The 19,418-nt window shown below is 49.7% G+C and carries 19 protein-coding genes and 1 riboswitch; of the genes, 2 read left to right on the forward strand and 17 right to left on the reverse strand.

All coding sequences use genetic code 11. The features are described from left to right. The first annotated feature begins 8 nt into the window (after positions 1-8). On the forward strand, positions 9-875 hold the full coding sequence (asd, locus tag NH568_RS15650) for an archaetidylserine decarboxylase (RefSeq protein WP_253048659.1): 867 nt from the start codon (positions 9-11) through the stop codon (positions 873-875). 58 nt (positions 876-933) lie between these two features. Here the strand turns inward: asd and NH568_RS15655 are convergent, their stop codons facing one another. The 8 genes from NH568_RS15655 to NH568_RS15690 all read right to left on the reverse strand — a co-directional run bounded on the left by NH568_RS15655 (position 934) and on the right by NH568_RS15690 (position 8,490). Beyond that, positions 934-1,686, reverse strand: coding sequence for a HesA/MoeB/ThiF family protein (locus NH568_RS15655; RefSeq protein ID WP_253048660.1), 753 nt, complete (start codon positions 1,684-1,686; stop codon positions 934-936). Next, entirely contained in the window at positions 1,683-3,203 is a 1,521-nt protein-coding gene (thiE, locus tag NH568_RS15660; protein WP_253048661.1) for a thiamine phosphate synthase, read from the reverse strand. Before thiE ends, NH568_RS15655 begins: the two co-directional genes overlap by 4 nt. Before the next feature lie 84 nt (positions 3,204-3,287). Beyond that, positions 3,288-4,079, reverse strand: a complete 792-nt coding sequence (locus NH568_RS15665) for a thiazole synthase (protein WP_054016936.1) — start codon at positions 4,077-4,079, stop codon at positions 3,288-3,290. Between the two features lie 2 nt (positions 4,080-4,081). After that, entirely contained in the window at positions 4,082-4,279 is a 198-nt protein-coding gene (gene thiS, locus NH568_RS15670) for a sulfur carrier protein ThiS (RefSeq protein ID WP_253048662.1), read from the reverse strand. Beyond that, on the reverse strand, positions 4,276-5,295 hold the full coding sequence (locus tag NH568_RS15675; protein ID WP_253048663.1) for an FAD-dependent oxidoreductase: 1,020 nt from the start codon (positions 5,293-5,295) through the stop codon (positions 4,276-4,278). The genes thiS and NH568_RS15675 overlap by 4 nt, the downstream gene beginning before the upstream one ends. Positions 5,296-5,335: 40 nt before the next feature. Next, positions 5,336-7,288 carry a phosphomethylpyrimidine synthase ThiC gene (gene thiC / locus NH568_RS15680; RefSeq protein WP_253048664.1) on the reverse strand — a complete coding sequence of 651 codons (1,953 nt, stop codon included), beginning with the start codon at positions 7,286-7,288 and terminating at the stop codon, positions 5,336-5,338. A gap of 164 nt (positions 7,289-7,452) precedes the next feature. Continuing rightward, a riboswitch (TPP riboswitch) is annotated at positions 7,453-7,554 on the reverse strand. Between the two features lie 28 nt (positions 7,555-7,582). After that, the gene (locus NH568_RS15685; protein ID WP_253048665.1) at positions 7,583-8,002 is read right to left on the reverse strand and encodes an META domain-containing protein; all 420 of its coding nucleotides are present in this window, start codon (positions 8,000-8,002) and stop codon (positions 7,583-7,585) included. A gap of 98 nt (positions 8,003-8,100) precedes the next feature. Then, positions 8,101-8,490, reverse strand: coding sequence for an acyl-CoA thioesterase (locus NH568_RS15690; RefSeq protein ID WP_253048666.1), 390 nt, complete (start codon positions 8,488-8,490; stop codon positions 8,101-8,103). A gap of 105 nt (positions 8,491-8,595) precedes the next feature. Between NH568_RS15690 and NH568_RS15695 the strand changes: the two genes are divergently transcribed. After that, positions 8,596-10,689, forward strand: coding sequence for a TonB-dependent receptor (locus tag NH568_RS15695; protein ID WP_253048667.1), 2,094 nt, complete (start codon positions 8,596-8,598; stop codon positions 10,687-10,689). A gap of 76 nt (positions 10,690-10,765) precedes the next feature. On the opposite strand, the gene speD is transcribed toward NH568_RS15695, so the two are convergent. From speD to fabR, 9 genes are all read right to left on the reverse strand, one after another. Then, a complete protein-coding gene (gene speD, locus NH568_RS15700) occupies positions 10,766-11,569 on the reverse strand; it encodes an adenosylmethionine decarboxylase (protein WP_054016943.1) in 804 nt (267 codons plus the stop codon). Positions 11,570-11,655: 86 nt separating this feature from the next. Further along, positions 11,656-12,069 carry an OsmC family protein gene (locus NH568_RS15705; RefSeq protein ID WP_253048668.1) on the reverse strand — a complete coding sequence of 138 codons (414 nt, stop codon included), beginning with the start codon at positions 12,067-12,069 and terminating at the stop codon, positions 11,656-11,658. 82 nt (positions 12,070-12,151) lie between these two features. Next, complete coding sequence (locus tag NH568_RS15710) at positions 12,152-12,490, reverse strand: DUF3802 family protein (RefSeq protein ID WP_046004953.1); 339 nt, start codon at positions 12,488-12,490, stop codon at positions 12,152-12,154. Between the two features lie 175 nt (positions 12,491-12,665). Continuing rightward, positions 12,666-14,138 (reverse strand): succinylglutamate-semialdehyde dehydrogenase, encoded by a 1,473-nt coding sequence (gene astD, locus NH568_RS15715; RefSeq protein WP_253048669.1) that lies wholly within the window; start codon positions 14,136-14,138, stop codon positions 12,666-12,668. 13 nt (positions 14,139-14,151) lie between these two features. Beyond that, complete coding sequence (astA, locus tag NH568_RS15720) at positions 14,152-15,180, reverse strand: arginine N-succinyltransferase (RefSeq protein ID WP_253048670.1); 1,029 nt, start codon at positions 15,178-15,180, stop codon at positions 14,152-14,154. 74 nt (positions 15,181-15,254) lie between these two features. Beyond that, positions 15,255-16,466: an aspartate aminotransferase family protein gene (locus NH568_RS15725; protein ID WP_253048671.1), complete on the reverse strand. Its 1,212-nt coding sequence runs from the start codon at positions 16,464-16,466 to the stop codon at positions 15,255-15,257. A gap of 322 nt (positions 16,467-16,788) precedes the next feature. After that, positions 16,789-17,964 carry an HDOD domain-containing protein gene (locus NH568_RS15730; protein ID WP_253048672.1) on the reverse strand — a complete coding sequence of 392 codons (1,176 nt, stop codon included), beginning with the start codon at positions 17,962-17,964 and terminating at the stop codon, positions 16,789-16,791. A 44-nt stretch (positions 17,965-18,008) separates the two neighbouring features. After that, the gene (locus NH568_RS15735; protein ID WP_253048673.1) at positions 18,009-18,590 is read right to left on the reverse strand and encodes an aminodeoxychorismate/anthranilate synthase component II; all 582 of its coding nucleotides are present in this window, start codon (positions 18,588-18,590) and stop codon (positions 18,009-18,011) included. 77 nt (positions 18,591-18,667) lie between these two features. Then, positions 18,668-19,309: an HTH-type transcriptional repressor FabR gene (fabR, locus tag NH568_RS15740; RefSeq protein WP_138551762.1), complete on the reverse strand. Its 642-nt coding sequence runs from the start codon at positions 19,307-19,309 to the stop codon at positions 18,668-18,670. Between the last annotated feature and the right edge of the window lie 109 nt (positions 19,310-19,418).

Below are 19,418 nucleotides of genomic sequence, written 5' to 3' on the forward strand. Positions count from 1 at the left end.
TAATAAAAGTGAACTTGGATAAACTAAAGATTGCCCTGCAATATGCTTTACCCAAACATGCCGTATCACGTTTAGTGGGAAAACTGGCCGCAGCCGAAGCGGGTGCACTGACCACCACCTTAATTAAACTGTTTATCAAACAATACAAGATAGACATGAGTGAAGCCCTGCATGAAGATCCAGCTCACTATAAAACCTTTAATGAATTCTTTACCCGTCCGCTGAAGCCGGGGATCCGCCCGCTTGCAGAAGATGCCGGCATCCTGGCCCACCCGGTCGATGGTGCCATCAGCCAGTTAGGCGATGTGGTCGATGGCCAGATCATTCAGGCTAAAGGCCATGATTACAGCCTGCAAACTCTGCTGGGTGGCAAAGAATCCGACGTAGCACCGTACCTTGGCGGTAAGTTTGCCACTATTTATTTAGCACCCAAAGACTATCACCGTATTCATATGCCCCTTGATGGAACGCTGAAAAAGATGATTTACGTGCCTGGTGATCTCTTCTCAGTAAACCCGCTTACGGCGCAAAATGTCCCCAATCTGTTTGCACGTAACGAACGAGTTGTCGCTATCTTTGACACTGAGATAGGTCCACTTGCTATGGTACTGGTGGGCGCCACCATAGTGGCCAGTATCGAAACTATCTGGGCCGGCACTGTCACGCCACCAGCCGGTAAAGACGTCTTCAGCTGGGATTACCCGGCAGAGGGCGACAACGCCGTTAAACTGAAAAAAGGTGACGAGATGGGCCGCTTTAAGCTGGGCTCGACGGTTATTTTGGCCTGGGGAGAAGACAAGGCCGACTTCCTGGCCAATCAATTGCCAGAAACCGTTACCCGTATGGGCACCCCTTTTGCGACCATCCGCGACTAAGTCGGGTAATTCGCTCAAAAAAGCCCGCAGAAGCGGGCTTTTTTAATCGTCTGTGGCATTAGCCACACACATCACATGCTGTATCTCTTTCCAGCGTAAACTGCCTTTGCTTAAGGCTTAGCGCATCAACCACTATCATTTCACTGTGTTTATCAGGTACATCAGAGATAATTAAACTGACTGCTTTCATCGCCTGCATAGAGCCGATTATGCCAAGTAACGGACTCACCACACCTGCGTTCTGACAATTCAATATCGGTTGCGCCGAAGACTGTGGAAAAATGCAGTGATAACAGGGGGAAGGTTTCCTGAAATCAAAGGTCATAAACTGGCCCTGAGTGCCCAGCGCGGCACCCGAGATTAGTACCTTACGTTGTTGTACGCAATACTGATTGAGCAAATAGCGCGTGGCGAAGTTGTCGCTGCAATCCAGGATCCAGTCACTGTCTTGCAATATGCTGTCTATATTGCTGCTATTAAGCTTCACAGGCTGAGGGATCAGTGAGATTTGGTTATTCAGGCTAGCTAAAACCTTACCCGCTGCCTTCGCTTTTGGCTGCCCGATATGGCTGATCTTATACAAAATTTGCCTTTGCAAATTAGACAGCTCAACCGCATCATCATCACAAAAAGTCAGCTGCCCGACTCCGCTTGCCGCCAGATAAAACAGCGCAGGGCTACCCAGGCCACCACAACCCACCACAGCCACCCGCGCTTGTTTAAGACGGAGCTGACCGGCTTCAGACACTTCATTGAGCAGTAAATGGCGGCTGTACCTCAGCCGCTCTTTGTCACTGAGTTCTGTACTCATGACTCGCCAGTGGCCCGTTTCAGGTCAATAATGGCCTGTTTAGGGTCCGCCGCCTCGGTGATGGCACGCACCACCGCCACACTGCCAACCCCGGTTGCTGCAACCTGAGGAGCCCGTGTCAGGTCAATGCCCCCAATAGCCACTGTAGGATAGGTTTCACACATCAGAGGCACAAAGTGTCTGAGCTTTTCGATCCCCTGGATCTGTCCGGTCATGTCCTTGGTGGTCGTCGGGTAAATCGCCCCAAATGCCAGATAACTGGGCCGGTAGTTATGGGCTCGCAGCATTTCATAAAACCCATGTGTGGACACCCCCAGGCGTAATCCTGCCTGCTGAATGGCAACCAGATTCGCCGAATCCAGATCTTCCTGACCAAGATGCACCCCATAGGCGCCATGGCGAATGGCCAGCTCCCAGTGGTCGTTAATAAAGACCCGGCCCTGATACTTTTCCCCCAGTGTGATAGCACACTGTATGTCTTCTTCCAGGGTCACATGATCAGCCTGTTTAATTCTGAGTTGCACTGTTTTTACGCCCTCAGCCAGACACTTTTCAACCCAGTCTACCGAGTCTACGACGGCATAAAGCCCCAGCTCTTCTCCGATGGGCGCAAACCCGGCGGCAAAGTTAAACTCTTCACTGACGGCAAATTCCAGTTCATCACCCAACCAGCTCCCTGGCTCTATCACCTGAGGAAAGTCTGAGATATTCTCTGGGAACCCGGCATGTGCCAGTGGCCCTCGCCCCTCACCAAAGCGCTGCGCTAATTTCAGCCCCTGATTAATATAGGCTTTGGCCAGAATAAAGGCATCTTTGATCGGGTAGCCTTTGGCCAGGCAAGCCGCAACAGAAGAGGCGAAGCTACATCCGGTACCATGACTGTGCGGCGTTTGTATCGCTTCATTGCCAAGCCAATACTCTTCATCCTCACTCCAGCAATAATCAATGCAATAGCCACTGGGATAATCCCAGTGACCCCCTTTAATGATCACCGATTTGACGCCAAATTCGCGCAGCTTACGGGCAGCGTCCCTGACGGCATCCGGACCAATCAGGTATACGCCAGTGAGCACTTGCGTCTCCTGTGTATTGGGCGTGATCACATCGACCAGAGGTAACAGGTACTTTTTCAGGGCATCCAGGGTATCTTCTTCGGTCAGCGCATCACCACTGGATGCAATGGCAACAGGATCAAAGACCACCACAGGTGGTGTCTCCCAGCGGCTCTTGTACTGTGCTAAATGCTCTGCCACCAGCTGTATCTGTGTGCTATTGGCCAGCATCCCAATCTTAATCACGGTCGCTTTTAAATCGGCTTCGAGTGCCAGTAGCTGAGATTCCAACACTTCACTCGACACCGCATTGATCTCTTCAACCGCAAGGCTATTTTGCGCCGTCAGCGCAGTCACGGCTGTGCAGGTTTGCACACCAAAGCTGTGCATCGCTTTGACATCCGCCTGGATCCCTGCGCCGCCGCCCGAATCCGACCCGGCAATGGTCCATACCAGTTCAGCCACAATTACTCCTACTTACTCTGTTTAACATGGGCGCATGAATAAGTGCTATGCGCCACAAAGGCTTAGCGTCACTATAGCGCGTGTTTAATTCTGATGCCAAAAGGGCATCCCCATCGTCGGGGTGGAAGGCGCTGCGACTTCTTTCTCCGGCATGGCCTGCGCTACATAGGCGGCACGCCCGGCAACCACCGCATGATTAAAAGCACTGGCCATGGTCACCGGACAACCAGCACCAGCAATGGCAGAGTTCAGCAACACGGCATCATACCCAAGCTCCAGGGCCTGTACGGCATGTGATGGTAAGCCGAGTCCCGCGTCAACAATCAGGGTATGATCAGGCAAACGCTCACGAATGGTTTTCAGGTTATAGGGGTTGAGTAGCCCTTTCCCGGTGCCAATGGGGGCCCCCCAGGGCATCAGTACTTCGCAGCCCAGATCCGCCAGGCGCTGACACACCACTAAATCATCGGTGCAATATGGCAAGACTTTAAACCCCTGCTTTATCAGGATTTCGGTGGCTTCCAGCAGGGCAATCGGATCGGGCTGTAAATTGTATTCGTCGCCAATCAGTTCCAGCTTGATCCAGTCAGTTGCAAACACTTCCCGACACATTTGTGCCAGTGTCACCACTTCTTTGACACTGTGACACCCGGCGGTATTAGGCAGTACTCGCAATCCGGTGTCTTTGATCAATTGCCAGAAGTCGTCTCCAGCCGACACGGAGTTTTGTCGTCGCAGTGAGACAGTGACGATTTGTGCCTGCGAAGCCACCAGGCTTTGCTGCATAATCTCCGGAGAGGGGTAAAGTGCCGAGCCTATCAGCAAGCGGCTGTCGAACTGCTCACCGTAAATGGTTAACGGTTTATCACTGTGCATCATTAGCCTCCCTGAATAGGCGATAGCAACTCGATGCTGTCACCCTCTTGCAGTCGATGCTCCGCCAACGTGCTGCGCGGCACAAATTGCCCGTTCAGTGCCACGGCAAAAGGCGCCTTTGCCCCTTGCGCCTCAATCACCTCCAGCAAAGACAGTGGCTGTGACAGCGTGAGCGCCTGACCATTGTAACTAATATTCATAATACCCCTTGTTGTAACGCTTGCTGCACCACCGCCGGTGCCAGCAAAAAACCATGCCGATACAGACCGTTAATGCGAATCACATTATCAGTGACACTAATATGCGGGCGATTGTCTTTATATGCCGGGCGCAAGCCTGCGCGCAGCGACATCACCCGCCCCTCAGCAAAGCCACTGTGTACCGTATATGCAGCCGACAGTAACTCCAGTGTTGAGCGTACCGTGATATCACCCCGATCCTGAGATTCAATTTCGGTCGCACCGATGACAAACTCGTGATTTGGTTTAGGCGCAATATAGAGTGGATAACGTGGATGCATCAGACGCACCGGGCGCTGCAGACTCACCTCGGGCGCATAGATGCGAGCAACTTCGCCACGTACCCCTCGCAGCCCGGGGCTGTCGTCTTTGGCATCCAGTCCACGGCAGTCAATGATCCAGTCAAACGCGTCACCATTGACCCGCCCTTGTGCGATGTGTGCCTCTGCCCCTTCATTAAAGCGCACCCCCCTGTTTTTTAAGGTGCTAAGGCTGGCAGCAAAGAATGCCAGATTATCGAGCTGACCCTCACAGGGTAAATACAACCCCTGGTGAAAGCGGCCAGCCAGATCAGGTTCCAGCGCACCAATGCCGTGACCATTCAGGCTTTGCACCTGATGGCCAGCCAGTGGCTTAAGGCGACGTTGGAAACTCAACAAGTCGCCCCTGTCTTGCTGGTGCGCGACGATCACAGTGCCCTGCTGCTGAAAGAACACCGGCGCGTCGAGTTTGGCCAGTAACTCGGGCCATAAGGTCATGGCATGTAAGCCCTGCTCAGCCAGATCTTGTTCACAGATCACGGATTCGGCCATGGGCGCAAGCATCGCTGCGGCCAAAGTGCCTACACTGGCAGGCTCCGCGACCAGATCACGCTCAAATACACTCAGCTGATAATGCTCAGCCAGCATCAGCGCCGCAACCCGGCCTGTCAGACCAAAGCCGACAATGGCAACGCGTGGTTTGTTTGTCTGGGACATCTTGCCTCCATACGGGCCCGAGGGGGCCCGCTACCCTAAATCACAGCGCTTTGTGGTAAAGCTCCGAACCCGTTTCTTTAAATTCGCGTGATTTATTTTGCATTTCGGCTTCCACATCAATCATTTTGATGGCGATAGCTTCACCGGCATTATTTGGATCTATGCCCTCGGCTTCGAGTTGTTTGGCATAGTCGCGTACATCCTGAGTGATCTTCATCGAGCAGAACTTAGGACCACACATAGAGCAGAAGTGTGCCACCTTACCCGACTCCTGAGGCAGTGTTTCATCGTGATAAGACAATGCCCGCTCCGGATCCAGACTCAGATTGAACTGATCGTGCCAACGGAACTCAAAACGCGCTTTAGACAAGGCATTGTCTCGGATTTGCGCGCCCGGATGACCTTTGGCCAGATCCGCCGCATGTGCCGCAATCTTGTAGGTGATCAGGCCCTCTTTCACGTCTTCTTTGTTTGGCAGACCCAAATGCTCTTTTGGCGTGACGTAACACAACATGGCCGTACCGTACCAGGCTATTTGAGCTGCACCAATCCCGGAGGTGAAGTGATCGTAGCCAGGAGCAATATCTGTGGTCAGCGGACCAAGGGTATAGAAAGGCGCTTCATGACAATGCTTTAATTGCTCATCCATGTTTTCTTTGATCAGATGCATTGGCACATGGCCCGGCCCTTCAATGAATACTTGTACGTCATGCTTCCAGGCAATCGTGGTCAGCTCACCCAAAGTACGCAGCTCAGACAATTGCGCTTCGTCGTTAGCATCGGCGATTGAGCCCGGACGCAGACCATCACCCAAAGAGAAACAGACATCGTATTGCTTCATGATCTCGCAGATGTCTTCAAAGTGGGTGTACAGGAAGTTTTCTTTATGGTGCGCCAGACACCATTTGGCCATGATAGAGCCACCGCGCGAAACAATGCCCGTCACTCGCTTCGCTGTCATAGGCACATAGCGTAACAGCACACCTGCGTGAATGGTGAAGTAGTCAACGCCCTGCTCGGCTTGCTCAATAAGCGTATCGCGGAAAATTTCCCAGGTCAGATCTTCCGCCACGCCATTCACTTTTTCCAGCGCCTGATAAATGGGCACCGTACCGATCGGCACCGGTGAGTTACGTACGACCCACTCACGGGTTTCGTGGATATATCGGCCAGTCGACAAGTCCATGACTGTATCGGCACCCCAACGGGTTGACCACACCAGTTTCTCAACCTCTTCTTCAATCGAAGAGGTCACCGAAGAATTACCTATGTTGGCATTCACCTTCACCAGGAAGTTGCGGCCGACAATCATAGGTTCGGTTTCCGGGTGGTTGATGTTGTTTGGCAAGATAGCGCGGCCACGTGCAATTTCAGAACGGACAAATTCAGGGGTAATAAAATCTGGGATCTCGGCACCAAACGACTGGCCCTTGTGCTGCTGCGCCAGTAACTCTTCACGAATTTTCGCGCGACCCATATTTTCACGAATGGCGACGTATTCCATTTCCGGCGTCACAATACCACGGCGCGCATAGTGCATTTGTGTCACATTCTCTCCGGGCTTAGCGCGACGGATCGTAGGCAGGTTTTCAAAACGAATATGGTCCAGACCTTCGTCCGCCATGCGCTGTTGAGAAAACTGCGAAGTGACCGACTCCAGTACTTCAGTATCGTCGCGGTCCAGGATCCACTGCTCACGGAATTTAGGTAAGCCTTTACGCACATCCAGCTTAAAATCCGGATCGGTATAAGGGCCCGATGTATCATAAACACGAACCGGCTCATTCTTTTCGAAGATCGGATCCTCTTCCGTCCCACCAATAAAAGAGTCGCTCAGAGTGATTTCGCGCATACCAACACGCACACCTGCCTGCTCTCCATCAACATACACTTTCTCGGAATTTGGGAAAGGTTGCCCGGTAAGGTTATAAATAAAATCCGACGCGGCCTCGCGCGACTCACGACGTGATAACTTGCTACTGTTGTTTGACATGACATGCCTCATTGTTAAGTTAAGGTGTCTTGTCAGAACTCCGCTAAGGGAGCGAGAAGGGTCCAAACCAAGCTCACAGCTAAATTCTGTGTGCTGGTTTCATTCAGTGGATCATGCTGGCACAGGCACAACATGGCTGGCAACCTAGATATCTTGCGATATACCAACTTAGGTAGCTTGTTCCCTACGCAGGCATTAACCTGATCAGGTCCACGGATCCCGCAATACTGCGATCTCAGCCCAGATGGGCACTCCGACAAGTAACGAACTGTGAAAAAGTTTACTGAATCGCGCCTAGTTAGTCAAAGACTCTGCGTCCAGCGCTTTAAACCGCCAGGTTTGCTCGCCTTTCAGCTGTAGCTTGCTATTCACAAAGGTAACACTGGCGCCTTGTTGCAGCATCTCTAGAAACTGTACTTCCTGATTGTCTAAGGTACTGCCGCAAGACTTGCGAGTCATCCCCAGCTTACTCAGTGTGAGCACCTCTGAATCCATGTTGCCCTCGGCAAAAAACCGATTACAACCTGCGAAGCCAACCACCTGTAGAGCGTCCAGAAATTCAATTTCTATCGGTGAGGCATCTTTGACAAGATGACCATCAACCTGAATTAACTGCCAGTGAGAGTGCTTAAGCTGTTCCCTGGTTACCTTCCCTGTACTGGAACATGCCATTAATAATACGCACATCAGGCATAAAAGAATGGAAATTTTCATGGTAAACCAACCGCTTAAAATATGATTAATATTATAACGTCAGGCGGCATGGAAAAGGCAGTAAAAATCTGTAATTTTCTGCCTTTTTAGTCAAAAAATCAGCCAAAAAGCTGATCAATCTTCTCTGGAAGGAACGGACGTCCTCGTTCATTCACGGAAGTGCCTGTCACAACGGCATCCAGCATCAGTTTATTATCCTCTGCACGGATAATACGCTGGATAAACGCAAACTTCAGTTTGCTGACCCGCAATGTGTCAACCTCAACATAAAAAGCGTCGCCTGGTTTAAGTGAATCCTTGTAATTCATTTCTGAGCGGATCACTACCAGGTTGATTTTTTGTTCCGCAAGTGCAGCAAAATCGACACCATTGGCAATCAAAAATTCATGCCTCGCATGTTCCAGATAATTAAAATAGACACTGTTATTCACTATACCCTGTAGATCACATTCGTAATCCCTGACTTTGAAATCAAGCTTAAATGTCATGGCCTTTCCTCTTGACTAAGTTGCCGAATTTATAACACATATTAACTGTTAACTGGTCGGGCTTTTGCTACACTGTGCGCAATCAAAAATGGAACAAGATAAGACATGAAGCTTAAACTTTCTTCGCTTAGCATCAGCCTGTTGGCTGCCCTGTCATACCAAGCCGCAGCTGATGAATCACGCACCGCAGTGCCCCTTGAAACCATTGAGGTCACCGGTGACTTTCAAAGAGAATCTCTGCAAACACTGAGCGCCAGTGCCAGTGTCATGGATGAAGTTGAAATGACCCATCGCGGCGCCAGTTACCTGGACGAATTACTGAACAGCACCGCCAATGTGAACTTTACCGCAGGTGCCTCGCGAGGTCGCTTCGTGCAGATACGTGGTGTGGGCCTGCGCTCTCAGTTTGTAGATCCTATCACCCCGAGTGTAGGCATGCTAGTCGATGGCATTAACTACTCAGGCCTGGGTGGCAGTGCATTGCTGTTCGATATTGATCAGGTCACCTTGTATCGCGGTCCTCAGGGAACACGTTTTGGTGCCGATGCAATGGGCGGAATAGTCGATCTGCAGTCTCATGCTCCAACTCAGGACACGAACCTGAAACTACGCATAGGCGCCGGCAACTACAACAGCTATGAAGCGGGTCTGGCCGCAGGTACGGGATTGACCGATAACACCGCCGCCCGGGTCAGTGTATATCAACGCGGCTCGGATGGTTACGTTGATAACCTTTACCTGAATAAACCCACTCAGGATCAGGAAGAGAGTCTGGCCCGTTTTAAACTGAGCAGCCAGCTGACAGACGCATTGACTGTCAATCTGGCAGTGCATCATATCAATATTGATAATGGCTATGATGGCTTTACACTGGATAATACACGTAACAGTGTGGCCAATCAGCCAGGTAAAGACACACAAAAAAGCGACGCCTTTGCACTCAGTGCGTTGTATACCGGTCTGAGCGCCTTTGATGTCGAGCTTCAGGGCACAGGGTTGCAGGCTGATACTGAGTATAGCTACGACGAAGACTGGACCTGTCATGATGCGACTCAGGCACAGCTTTGCGCCGCCGGGTTACACCCGGATCACTATGTTGGCTTTGATAACTATCTACGTGATCACGAACGTGGTACGCTGGAAGTTAAACTACTGGACAAGCAGGGCGACTGGGTGATTGGTGCCTACGCACAGCGTCGTGATGTCGACCTGACCCGTCAGTACACCTGGCTGAGCAATGATTTTCGCTCCAGCTATGATGTCACCAGTCAGGCGCTATTCGGTCAAAAAGTCACGCATCTGAATGAACAGACCCGACTGATCACGGGATTGCGAGTTGAACGCTATGATAGTGAATATCTGGATACCAATGGCTTTAGCATAGATCAGGATGACACTATGGTCGGTGGTAAGCTGGCGCTGGAATATCAGGTTGTGCCTCGCACCATGATCTATACCAGCCTAAGCCGGGGTTATAAGGTCGGTGGCGCCAATGGTGAAGCGTTGGCCAAAGCCAAAGATGAAGGCTTCAGCATCCCGGCCTCAGCATTTTCGTTTGAGCCAGAGTATCTGTGGAATGCAGAATTTGGTGTAAAGGGCCAGTCTGAAGATAAAAAACACACCCTGTCTGTTACCGCATTCTATATGGAACGCGAGGACATGCAGCTTAAGCAATGGCAAATTGATGGTGTGCAATTTGCGGGCTTCATCAGTAATGCAGGTAAAGGTGAGAACTACGGTCTGGAAATCGAAGGCCAACGTCTGATCACAGATCGGCTGACGCTCAACTATAGCCTGGGCTATCTCGATACTAAAATTGAAGACTTTGTGACTACATCAGGTGAAAACTTCGATGGTCGCGAGCAGGCGCAGGCACCTAAGTACCAATATGCTTTCTCAGCAGACTACAGTGTACTGGAAAACCTGGTTGTCACTTTAGGGCTCGAAGGTAAAGACGATTACTTCTTCTCTGACAGTCACAATGAACAAGCACCGAGTCAGAACCTGATCAATGCCAGCGTAAGTTATTATGGTGAACAATGGTCACTGACTGCCTGGGGTCGTAACCTGGCCGACCGTGATGTCCCGGTCAGAGGGTTTTACTTTGGTAATGATCCACGCGATGGCTACACGGCGCGAAACTACGTTCAGTATGGTGAGCCGCGAGTCTTTGGCCTGACCTTCAGTTACGATTTGTAATACCAATCCATATCGATATAAAAAAGGCGCTCAGTGAGCGCCTTTTTTACCATTCCAAACGGATAGTACCAGCTGGTTATTCCGGCAGGTTGCGACCGTAGAACACTTCCTGGATCTCGCGGTTCAGACGCTCGCGGATCTGCTCTTCTTCATCTGCATCCAGATCATCTGTTGTGATGCCGAACAAATAGGTGTTCAGATCGGTTTCTTTAAGCATCATCTTAGTATGGAACAGATTTTCCTGATACACATTCACATCCACCATGTGATACGCCTCTTTGGTATCTTCGGTCATGTAATTCTGGATAGAGTGGATAGCATGGTCGATGTAGTGCTTTACGCCATTCACATCGCGAGTGAAACCACGTACTCGATAGTCAATAGTCACCACGTCTGACTCTAACTTATGGATCAGGAAATTCAGCGCCTTCAGTGGTGAAATAATGCCACAGGTAGAGACTTCAATATCAGCACGGAATGTACAAATACCATCATGCGGATGCGCTTCAGGGTAGGTGTGCACACAAATATGGCTTTTATCCAGGTGCGCAACCACAGAATCAGGTAATGGACCTGGTGTTTCATTGCTGTCGAACGTCTGCTGCTCAACCGGCTCTTCCGAGACCAGAATGGTGACACTGGCGCCTTGTGGGTCGTAATCCTGGCGGGCAATATTCAGTACATTGGCACCAATGATATCGACAACATCGCGCAGAATGTCAGTAAGACGGTCAGCACTATACTGTTCATCGATGTATTCCAGATATTCTTTGCGCTGCTGCTCGGTCTTGGCATAGCAAATATCATAGATACTAAAGCTTAAACTCTTAGTTAAGTTGTTAAAGCCGTGGAGTTTAATTTTATCAAAGGGCTTGTTCACGATAGACCCACCTTAAAACGTGAAAATCTGCGCTGCAGAAATAAAAGTTCGCGGATTTTATACGAAAATAGCGTCTCGAAAAAGCACTATTTTGCGCTGTTTTCAACCACCTCATGGCTGTGGGTAATTTCTACTGCTTTTTCAAGCATTAAGGCCACAGAACAGTACTTCTCAGCAGACAATTGTACGGCCCGTGCCAGATGTTTTTCAGACACATTATCGCCAGTCACCACAAAGTGTAGATTGATCTTGGTAAATACTCTAGGCGCACTCTCAGCGCGCTCTGCAGTCAGCTCCACAGTGACATCACTGACGTCCTGCTTAGCTTTTTTTAGAATACTGACAACATCCACAGATGAACAGCAGCCTGCCGACATCAACACCATTTCCATCGGACTTGGCGCCGCACTGTCAGCGCCTGCGTCGAATACCACGTTATGACCAGAATGAGAGCGACCAATAAAGGTGTCTCCGTCAACCCACTTCACACTTGCTTGCATGTTTATTATTCCTCGAGTTCCTAAAACTAATAACACCGCCAATAGGCGGTGTTATATTTGATACATAGCAGCCACAACTGCATTAGTTTATTGCATTGTCGAACAGGTTTTTAACCAGTCCGGCGAATTCCTCAATAAACTCTCTTTGTTCTTCAGTGACGCGCTGCTCTGTTACGCTGGAGAGTACTTCCTGCAAATCATACACAATGCCGTCAACTTCTCTGACTATCAGGCTACGTTGTTCGGTCGTCAATCCGGTATGTTGCTCACAGAGGCGGATCACATGCTCAGCAATCACATCTTCTATTAACTCCAACACCTTAGGTGCATTGGCTTTCACCACACCCGGCTTCTCAAACAAGGCTAAGTGTTGCGTTAGGTACATGACTAACTCATCGTATCCTTGTTTATCTAAAACCATATATTGCCCACCTGAATGTATCAATGACATCTCCTATTGATTTAAGCAGAAACTAGTTTTGATTGCTACTTTTGATATTTGCAGACCAACAAAAAAGCAGCCGAGTTGAAACTTGGCTGCTTTTTTCAATACTAAAGGGTGAGAAAATAAGCGTTTATTCTCTCTGAGTAAGATTTTACTCGATAGTCAGGCCTGGGCTCAAGGTGCCTGGCAAAGTCACTTTGTCCAGTTCAACCGAAGCCACCGGATATGCACAGTAGTCTGCTGCATAGTAGGCACTTGCTCTGTGGTTACCAGAAGCACCGATACCACCAAATGGTGCGGCACTGGATGCGCCTGTGATTGGGCGGTTCCAGTTGACGATACCAGCACGGCTGCGACGCAGGAAGTACTCATAATCGGCCTGGTTATCACCCAGTAAGCCGGCAGACAAACCAAAGCTGGTGTCGTTGGCTTTTTCAATCGCGGCATCAAAGTCGCTGTAACGGAACACTTTCAGTAACGGACCGAAGTGCTCATCGTCAGGGAAGTCAGTGACCTTAGTACACTCAATGATGCCTGGCGTTACAAAACCAGTGCCTTCAGTGTGTGTCAGCTCAAGCAGGATCTCACCACCCAGCTCAACCAGCTGTTGCTGTGCAGTAACCATACCAGCTGCGGCATTGTTAGAGATCATTGAGCCCATAAACGGCTGATCTTCGGCATCATAATTACCGATCTTAATCGCTTTAGTCGCTTTCAGCAGCTGCGCCAGGATCACATCGCCCTGTTCACCTTCTGGCAGGAACAGTTTACGCGCACAGGTACAACGCTGACCGCTAGAGATAAAGGCTGACTGGATGATGTCGTGAACTGCCGCTTTGGTATCAGCAACGTCTTTAACGATCAATGGGTTGTTACCCCCCATTTCCAGCGCCAGAATTTTGCCAGGCTGACCTGCGTACTGCTCGTGTAACAGGTGACCGGTACGAGAAGAGCCAGTGAAGAACAAGCCGTCGATGCCTTTGTGTGACGCCAGGGCTTTACCTGTTTCTACTTCACCCTGTACCAGGTTGATCACACCTTTTGGCAGACCCGCCTGCTCCCATAGCTTCAGCGTCAGCTCTGCCACATAAGGCGTCAGTTCTGATGGCTTGAAGATCACAGTGTTACCCGCCAGCAGGGCCGGTACAATATGACCGTTTGGCAGGTGGCCAGGGAAGTTATAAGGACCAAATACCGCAACTACGCCGTGCGCTTTGTGACGAATTACCGCACGACCCACTGGCATTGGGTTTTCAACCACGCCGGTGCGCTCGTGATAGGCTTTTTCAGAAATAGCGATTTTACCAACCATAGCGCCCGCTTCAGTGCGCGTTTCCCACAGTGGCTTACCGGTTTCCTGTGCAATGGCCACAGCCAGTGCTTCACTGTTCTCTTTTAGTAGCTCAGCAAAGCGCTTAACCACAGTCAGGCGCTCTTCAAACGCCAGCTCACCCCAGCTGTAGAAGGCTTCGCGGGCCGCTTTGACGGCACTGTCAACTTGCTCTGCCGTTGCCGCGTTGGCACGCCAGATCTCTTCGTTATTGGCCGGGTTTACCGACGCAAATGCTGCGCCTTCACCTAAGCGCCACTCACCATTGATAAATTGTGCTGCGTGTGTTGTCATAATTCTTTCCCAATTAAAGAGTTGCAATACTAACGGTGTCACCGTCAGCGATCTGCAGGGCCTTCGCCACCGCACCAGGGATGGCAACTTCTGTTGCTTTTTCTGGCAGCGTTAACGTCAGTGCCGTCGCACGATATCCCGCTAGTTTATCATTAGCTATCATCACGGGGGAACCTTCTGCGTCGATCTGTATCGCATCGTCAATGCGCACTGTGTACTTACGGACTTCGCGCACAGTACGAATGTTGTCAACTTTGGCTTCTACCGTCGGGCCGGCATCGAAAATATCGACATAACCATTAAACGTAAAACCTTCGCTCTTGAGCAGTTCAATTGCCGGGCGCGTGTTGTCATGGACTTCACCTACCACTGACTGCGCTTCTTTGCTCAGCAAATTAACGTAGATAGGGTATTTAGGCATCAGCTCGGCAATAAACACCTTTTGACCAATGCCCGTCAGGTAGTCCGCCGTTGGAAAGTCCATCGAGAAGAAGTGCTCTTCCAGCCACTGCCAGAATGGGCTGTCGCCATTCTCATCTGATACACCGCGCATCTCGGCAATCACGGTATCCGCAAAGCGGTCACGGTGCTGGTTGATAAACATAAAGCGTGACTTAGACAATAATTTGCCATTCAGTCCACGACGGTATTTATCACGCAAGAATAATGTGCACAACTCAGTGGCACCGGTGTAGTCATTACACAGGGTAAGAATATCCACTGCTTTGTAAACATTCAAAGTCCGCGATGAGTGTATCACTTTACTCAGATGATAGTGATAAAAGGCATCATCAAGACCCACTGCGGCTTCGATGGCGCTGGTGCCAACCACTTCACCGGTTTCGCTGTCTTCAAGCACAAACAGGTAACCTTCATCAAAAGGAACATCTGTTTCTTTGCCAAATGAAGCAACTGAACGTTCGATCTTGTTTTGCAGCAATTCTTCATTGACCGGCAACGAAGTAAAGCCATGCCCCGACTCCTGGGCAATGTTTAAAAGCGCTGAATAATCGCTTTTCTGGATTGGGCGAAGGATCATCATGAGCCCGCTTACTCCTCAAAAAATGTAGATAGATGAGTCGCACACAGGTGCGACCCACATGTCACCGACTGGTATTAAGCGTTATTCGCAACCACTTTGGCTACAGCCGCTTCGAAGCGCGCCATCCCTTCGCGGATATCCGCATCAGGGATCACCAAAGAAGGCGTAAAGCGCACAACGTTGGCACCCGCAACCAAGGACATCACGCCCTGGTTAATGCCTTCTACCAGAAATTCTTTTGCTTTGCCCTGGTACTTGTCGTTCAATACACCACCCAGTAGCAAACCTTTACCACGGATCTCACTGAATACCTGGTGCTTCTCGTTTATCTCGTTCAACAATTCACGGAACAGCGCTTCTTTTTGTTTAACGCCATTGAGTACTTCAGGGGTATTCACTGTATCCAGCGCCGCTTCTGCAACCGCACATGCCAGCGGGTTACCACCATAAGTTGAACCATGAGTACCAATTTTAAGATGCTCTGCAATCTCAGCGGTTGTGATCATCGCACCAATCGGGAAACCACCACCCAGCGCTTTAGCTGTAGTCAGGATATCAGGTGTCACACCCAGTCCCTGATAAGCATATAGATCACCAGTACGGCCAACACCTGTTTGCACTTCATCAAAGATCAACAGCGCATTGTGCTTGTCACACAGAGCACGTACACCTTTCACGAAATCTGCTTCAGGTGAAATGATACCGCCTTCACCTTGTAGTGGTTCCATCATTACCGCACAAGTGTTGTCTGAAATCAGCGCTTCCAGTGCCGCCAGATCATTGTAGTCGCTGTGTACAACATCGCCCGGCTTAGGACCAAAGCCATCTGAGTATGCAGCCTGGCCACCCACAGTCACAGTGAAGAAAGTACGGCCATGGAAACCTTTGTTAAACGCGATAATTTGTGATTTTTGCTCACCAAACTTGTCCAGCGCCCAACGACGCGCCAGCTTTAACGCGGCTTCATTAGCTTCTGCACCTGAGTTAGCAAAATAGACTTTGTCTGCGAAGGTCGCATCAGTCAACTTTTTCGCCAGACGCAGTGCCGGCTCATTGGTCATTACATTCGACAAGTGCCAGATTTTCTCACCTTGCTCCTTCAGCGCTGCAACCAATGCAGGGTGGCAGTGACCCAGACAATTTACCGCGATACCGCCCGCGAAATCGATGTATTCTTTGTCATTTTGATCCCATACGCGCGCACCTTCACCCTTGACCGGGATTACTGCAGAAGGTGAATAGTTAGGCACCATTACCTGATCGAAAAGTTCACGATTGATAGTCATTTTGTTTCCTCATTTTGGTGAGTACAGCACTCAACCGGGGCAGGCAGTGATACATGAAATCTCAGCGACAGCGATGTAAAAGACCTGAATTTTTCCCAATTGGTGCAAAATTCATACGCTCATTATTTCAAAAAAAAGCGCATTTGTCTCATATTAAACACCGCTCTAGCCCTTGATATTCAAGGGATTAGTATATAATTGCAGTCTCAGTGAATAACTATTAAGGCGCCCATAATTAACGCCCCTATAACTTCAAGGTGTTTACTGAGATCCCTTGCTTGCCCGGAATGAATGAATAAGCGGGAAAAAAGTGTGGTTTTTTTTAAAGAATTGTCAATTGCAGGCTTTGTAGTGCAGTTTTTGACAGCAGTTCCTGCTCTTCAGTATTGAGCTGATTAAAAGCGAGCCAGTCTTTTGCTTCATCAGGCTCGAGTAAATGAGTATCCTTCAGTACCTGATATTGGGCATAGCAATAGGCCTTGCGCACCACTTGGGTCAGTGGTAATTGCTCAGCAGCATGATTATGCGACTTTGGCAGATAGCTTTGCGCAAACTCCTCCATCGCCGCATTAAACGGCAAGTAACGAAACTCCATGCGCTCAATCAAATACTGTGACACCGTTGCAGAGTGCTCCAGTAACAAATTACGCAAAAATAAAGGGTCGGGTTCCAGACCAACTAAGGCAGTGTGCAGATCTTTTTGCTTTTTATCCCGGGCAATTTTAACTTTACCCTGCCAGACCCGTTCAAAGGTGCGCAAATACAGGCGTGTCAGGGCAATTTTCCCGACATCCAGTAGCATCCCTAATGTAAAAGCATGCTGCTCTTTCACACCATACAAAGGCGCCAATGTCTTAGCTGCAATAGCTGTGGCCATACTCATATCGCGTAATTTGCGTTTTAACAGCGGAAATGGCTCAGTGGAATGGGGCATCCAGTGACGCACGGCAAAAGTCGGGATCACCATCTGCAAATTTTCCAGGCCCAGATAACGTAATGCCAGCGCCGGAGTGTCTACTTTGACCGCCGTCCCTTTGGCATTGACTTTGCGGTATTGGGGCAAATTCACCAAAGAGACCAAATCTCGCCCCATCCATGACAAGTCGTTGACTAGTGGCTCCAATCGACCTACTGACGCCGACTTCACAGCCAGAATGTCCAACACTGTTGGCACGGCTTCCTGGATCCCCACTACTTCGTGGTAAATCGTGTCTAAATCTTCCAGCTGGGTGTTGATAGCCGACTCGATAACCTGGTGCAAGTGTGTGCTGGCCTTAGCAATATACTTGTGATGACTGGTGCTACGCTCCTGACGCTTTGTGGCCGCAGCAAGTTCTACCTCCAGCATAGTGCGTTGAGGTATACGCTCACCGAAATTCATATCAAAAGTATGAATGTAGCCTATCTGCTGCTGCGCAAAGTTATGGCTAATTAGTACATCATGGGCACGCTCTGCCAGAGCTTGCGCGATCCGAGATTGCCTAATGTCTTCAGTCATCAATTATGTTCTTTTTTGGTATTGTCTGGATTACTTTTTTAAGGTTAGAAGCGACTTATAAAGTTATCAAGTAGCTGCAGACCATGCTCGGTAAGAATGGCTTCCGGGTGAAACTGAACACCTTCCAACGCTCGCTCAGTATGGCATAAGCCCATGATTTCATCTAGTTCACCCGCGGTATTTTGCGTCCAGGCAGTCACTTCGAGCGAGTCAGGCAAACCACTTTGCTGCACCACCAGTGAATGATATCGGCATACCTCAAATCGCTCAGGTAACCCATTAAAGGATCCCCCGTCGTTATGCATCAGAGTTGAGGTTTTGCCATGCATCACTTGCTTTGCCCGAACGACTTTCGCGCCCAATGCCTGCGCAATGGTTTGATGGCCCAGACAAATTCCCAGGATAGGGATTTGACCCTGAAACGCGTCAACCACGGAGAGGGAAATACCCGCTTCATTCGGTGAGCAGGGGCCTGGTGAAATCACAATGTGCTCCGGATTAAGTGCGCGAATCTCTGCCACCGACAGAGCATCGTTACGATGCACGACAACTTCCTGGTCAAGGCGTTGAAAATATTGCACTAAATTGAACGTAAATGAATCATAATTGTCTATCATAAGTAGCATACTGCGCTATCCTTGTGATTTCATAGTCAAACTTGGTTGGCTGCCTTTTATCATGTCAAAAAGCGGAGGGGCAGCTACTAACCAGCCACCTTTGGCGCAGTCTGAGACTGACTCTCTTTTTGGTAACCCGACGCCCCTTTAACGATATATCTGAGCTGCCAGATCAATCGCTCAGTCAATTCTGCGCGCTGCTGAGCATCCTGATCCAAAGCTTCTGCCCCAGAACTGAATACCAATGTCACCATGGCTTCTGCCTGCATATAAGCATGATTGGCATCACAGGGGGTTTCGGTTTCCAGATAATGAGACAACTCCATAATAAAATGTTTGATCTCTCTTGCGACAGCAGCGCGAAATGCGGGCGAGGTGCCTGAACGTTCGCGCAGCAGCAAGCGAAACTGGTTACTGGATGTCTCGATGAACTCCATAAAGGTCAGGACAGACGTGTGGATCACGCTTCCCCCTCCTTTGGCAATTCTGCGCCGTGCCTGGCGCATTAGCTGACGCAAAGTCAGGCCAGCCTCATCGACCATGGTCAATCCCAACTCATTCATATCTTTGAAGTGACGATAGAAGGAGGTAGGTGCAATACCGGCTTCCCGGGCGACTTCCCGCAAACTGAGGTTGGTAAAGCTGTGCTCTGCACTGAGCTGATTAAACGCCGCCTCAATCAGCGCCTGGCGCGTTTTTTGTTTTTGCTGGGCACGAACACCTGACATGGTCGCAGTTCCTATAATTTATTAGCTCAGATCAACAATAGGGGCAGTCTAATACTTGACGGCGCAACTTTGAAATACTATTTTAGCGTACAAGTGTACGCTGAGATTT

The sequence above is a fragment of the Pseudoalteromonas sp. XMcav2-N genome (genome assembly GCF_024124545.1).
Classification (GTDB): Bacteria; Pseudomonadota; Gammaproteobacteria; order Enterobacterales; family Alteromonadaceae; genus Pseudoalteromonas.